The following is a 4475-nucleotide window of genomic DNA, read 5'->3' as shown; positions in this document are numbered from 1 at the left end:
CCCGGGCCGACCCCACCCGCGACCCCCCCCCCCGGACCGGCGACGCCACCGGCAGCCTCGCCGAGGCCGCCCGCGCGATCTCGGCCGACCTCGCCGCCCGGATCGGCGAGATGGAGGCGGCCTTCGGCGAGCACGGCCGGAGCGTCGCCGAGCTGCTCGCCGGCCACGCCGACGAGACCCAGGCCCGGATCAGCGGCACCGGCCGCGACATCGTGCTCGCCGTGGCGAGCCAGGGCGCCCGCATCGCCGACACCCTCAGCCAGACCGGCGCGAGCTTCGCCGAGACCGCCGACGGCCGGGTCCGGGCGATCGACGAGACGCTGGGCAACCGCCTCGCCGCCCTGCAGGAGACCATCGCCCGCGGCGACATCCTGGCCGACCGGATCAACCGCGACACCGCCGCGCTGGGCGAGACCGTCGGCGCCCGGCTGGAGGAGATGGACCGCCTCCTCACCGGCAAGGGCGAGGCCGTCGCCGAGACGATCGCCACCCGGGCCCGCGAGGCCGGCAGCCTGATCGAGACCCATCTCGGCGGCCTGGAGACGCGCTCGACCGAGCGGGCCGCCGCCATCGCGGCCGCCGTGGCGGCGCTGGTCGGCCAGATCGACGACCATCTCGGCAGCCGCGCGAACGCCGTGGACGACGCGCTGCGCGCCCGGACCGACGAGATGGCCCGCGTCATGGCCGAGGGCCATCGCGGCCTGATGGAGATGCTGGAGGGTCGCACCTCCGGGCTCGGCCAGGACATCGCCCGCCACACGAGCGAGATCGCCCGGCGGATCGAGGAGAGCGCCGGCCATTTCGACACCGGCGTCATCGGCCGCCTGCAGGCGATCGCCGAGACCCTGGACGCCCGCGCCCGCCTCGTGGACGAGAGCTTCGGCGTCCAGGCCTTCGAGGCGATCCGCCTGATCGAGGCGCGCACCCGGGCGGTGGACGAGGAGCTGGCCGGCCGGACCCGCGACCTCGTGGCGATGATCGCCGACCGGACCGGCGGCCTCGACGGCGCCATGGCCGAGCGCGTCCGCGCCCTCACCGGCACCATCGAGGAGGCCACCTGCGGCCTCGAGGCCGCGCTGGCGAACCGCGCGGATTCGATGATCCGCCTGGTGGACGAGCGCACCGAGAACGCCGACGCGGCGCTGGCCGCCCGCACCGAGGCGGTGCACGCGGCCTTCGCGGAGCGCGCCGACCTCATCGGCCGCCTGATCGACGAGCGCATCGCCGCCATGTCGGGCGAGCTCGACGAGAAGGGCCGCGCCGTGTTCGGGGCGATCGGCGGCCGGATCACCGAGCTCGCCCGCCTGCTCGACCGCGGCGGCACCTCGCTGGCCGAACTCATCGACCAGCGCGGCGAGAGCGTGCTCGCCAAGCTCCAGCAGACCATCGCGGATGCCGAGCGGATGCTCGATGCCGGCGAGGGCCGCCTGGGCCACACCCTGTCGAGCCGCACGGCCGACATCAGCGGCCTCCTCGACGAGGGCGTCCGCTCGGTCCACACCCTGCTGGACGACCGGACCAACCAGATCCGCGTCCTGCTGGACGACCATGCCGGCACCCTGGCCGCCACCCTGGACGGCCGGATGGTCCCGATCCACGAGGCGCTGGACGGCCGCGGGCAAGCGATGGTCGCCGCCCTGGAGGGCGCGTTCGGCTCCGCCACCGGCGCCCTGGACGACCGCACCCGCCAGCTCGGCAGCCTGTTCGACGAGCGGCTCGGCCACCTCGAGAGCTTGGTCGACGGCCGCGGCAACCGCCTCGCCGACACCCTCACCGCCCGGGCCCAGGCCCTGCGCACCCTGTTCGAGGAGGCCCAGTCGGCCCTCGACGGCGTGGTCGAGGGCGGCGGCGGCCGCTTCGCCGCCGCGGTCGACGCCCGCATCCAGTCCCTCCGCGCGGTGCTGGAGGAGGCGCCCGCCGCCGTCTCGGCGCTGGTGGAGACCCGCGAGCGCCAGCTCGCCGCCACCCTCGACGCCCGCACGCAGCGCCTCCACACCCTGTTCGAGGAGGCCCAGGCCGGCCTGCGCGACCTCGTGGACGGGCGCGGCCAGGAGGTCGCCGACGCCATCGCGGCCCGGACCGAGGGCCTGCGCACGACCCTCGACGCGGCGCCCGCCCAGATGGCGGACCTGCTGGACACCCGCCTGTCCGACCTCCAGGGCCTGTTCGAGCGCGCGCAGGGCGAGATCGACCGCCTCGTGGACACCCGCGGCCGCCAGATCGCCGGCACGATCGAGCACCGCACCCAGGCGCTCCAGACCACGATCGAGGGCGTGAACCCGGCGATTGCCGGCCTGCTCGAGGAGCGCGAGAACCGCCTCGCCGAGACCCTCAAGGAGCGGACGGGCGAGCTGCAGACCCTGTTCGACCGGGTGCAGAACCGCCTCGGCGCCCTGGTCGAGGGCACCGGCCGCGACGTGTCCGAGCGGGTCGACGCGCGCGTCGAGACCCTGCGGGCGACCTTCGAGCAGGCGCGCGCCGCGATCGAGGGCCTGCTGGAGGACCGCGGCCAGGCCCTGGTGGCGGCCGCCGAGGGCCGGACAGGCGCCCTGGTGGAGGTGTTCGACGCCCGCCTGCGCGCCCTGGACGGTGCCGTCGAGGGCCGGACCGGCGCCCTGGTCGAGACCTTCGACGCCCGCCTGCGCGCCCTGGACGGCGCCGTCGAGGGCCGGACCGGCGCCCTCGTCGAGACCTTCGACGCCCGGCTGCGGGAGCTGGACGGCGTGGTCGAGGGCCGCATCGCGGCCCTGGCGCAGGCCGTCGAGGCGCAGAGCGAGGCCCTGGCCCGCGGCGTCGACGCCCGCGCCGACGCCTTCACGCAGCGCATCGACAGCCGCATGCGGCTGTTCGCGACCCTGGTGGCGCAGCGCGCCGACACCCTGGCCACCGCCTTCGATGACCGCCACGAGGCCTTCGCGGGCCTCATGGACGAGCGCACGGCGTCCCTGGTCGCCGCCCTCGACGAGCGGGCCCGCGCCCATGCCGAGCAGGTCGAGGCCCACAACGCGGCCCTGGCCGAGACGCTCAGCCGCCGCGAGGCCGCGCTCGCCGGCCTGATCGACGCCCGCACCGAGGCCCTCGGGGCCGGGTTCGAGCGCCGCGCCACGGCGCTCGGCGCCCTGGTCGACGCCCGCGGCGAGGCCCTGTCCCGCCGCCTCGCCGAGAGCGCCGAGACCCTGGTGCGCGCCATCGAGGAGCGCGGCGGCGCGCTGCTCGCCAGCGTCGAGGGCAGCGGCCGCGCCGTCGGCGACAGCCTGGAGGGCCATGTCGAGCGCCTGCGCGGCGCCATCGACGGGCCGATGATGGACCTGTCGCGGGCCCTGTCGGACCGGGCCGAGGCGATCGAGCGGACGCTCGCCGAGACCGGAATGCCGCTCGCCGAGAGCCTGCGGGAGCGGACCGAGGAGCTGGCCGTGCAGTCGCGGGCCTCGGCCGAGCTGCTGCGCGCCGCCGTCGAGGACGGCGCGGGCCGCACCCTCTCGGAGCTGTTCGAGACCAACGACCGGATGGGCCGCGAGCTCGGCGCGCTGCTGCAGCGGATCGAGGCCGCCAACACGGCGCTGACCGACCTCGTGGCCGGCGCCGACACCAATCTCGGCGCGATCGAGCAGGGTCTCGCCGGCCGGATCGAGCAGGTCCAGGGGGCGCTGGAGCGCATCGCCGCCGAGACCGGCCGCGCCAGCGCCGGCGTCTCGGCCCAGGTCGAGGCCCTGCGCGGCGCCGCCGACGGGGCGCTCAGCGAGGCCTCGCGCCTCGCCGAGACCCTCGACGGCCGCGGCCGCTCCCTCGGCGAGCAGACCGCCGCGCACGTGGCGGCCCTCGACCGGGCCGCGGCCTCCCTGGCGGCCATCGAGGAGCGCCTCGACTCGGCCCTGTCGGGCCGCGAGACCAAGCTGACCGAGGCGCTGGCCGCGTTCGAGGCCCGGGCCGCCGCCCTGGAGCAGAACGGCACCGCCCTGGCCCAGACCATCGAGCAGACCCTGCGCGCCGCCGAGGAGCGCGCCCGCAGCGTCGGCGAGTCCTTGGCCCAGTCGGCCCAGGGCGCCGGGGCCTCGGTGACGAGCGCCTTCGCCGACCTGAAGGACAGCGCCAGCGCCGAGGGCGAGAAGGCCGCCCAGGGTGTCCGGCAGGTCATCGAGGAGGCGGCCCGCGAGATGCGCAGCGGCTTCCAGGAGGCCCAGGCCAGCTTCGGCGACTCCTTCTCGGCGCTGCGCGAGATGGCGGGCTCGATCCGCGGCGAGCTCGACGCGACCCGCGCCGAACTCGCCAAGGGCGTCCTCGAGCTGCCGCGCGAGACGCAGGACGCCACCGGCGAGATGCGCCGGGTGGTGGCGGACCAGATCAAGGCTCTCAACGAGCTGTCGTCCCTGGTCTCCCGCTCCGGCCGCGCGGTCGACGTCGCCCAGCCGCAGGCGCAGCCCCAGCGCCGGGTCGCGGAGAGCGGCGGCCGCGCCGTCGCGGCGGCGGCGCCCGCC

1 protein-coding gene is annotated in these 4475 nt (G+C 76.8%); it reads left to right on the top strand.

Going from position 1 to position 4475, the window contains the following annotated elements; genetic code table 11:
* The coding region (locus ACLBYE_RS29775) for an apolipoprotein A-IV repeat region-like domain-containing protein (RefSeq protein WP_447696918.1) at positions 1-4475 on the top strand (4475 nt) is incomplete at both ends.

The organism is Methylobacterium sp. A52T, assembly GCF_053346095.1.
Note: the sequence above shows the minus strand (reverse complement) of the source record. Positions and strands in the feature narration are given on the sequence as shown.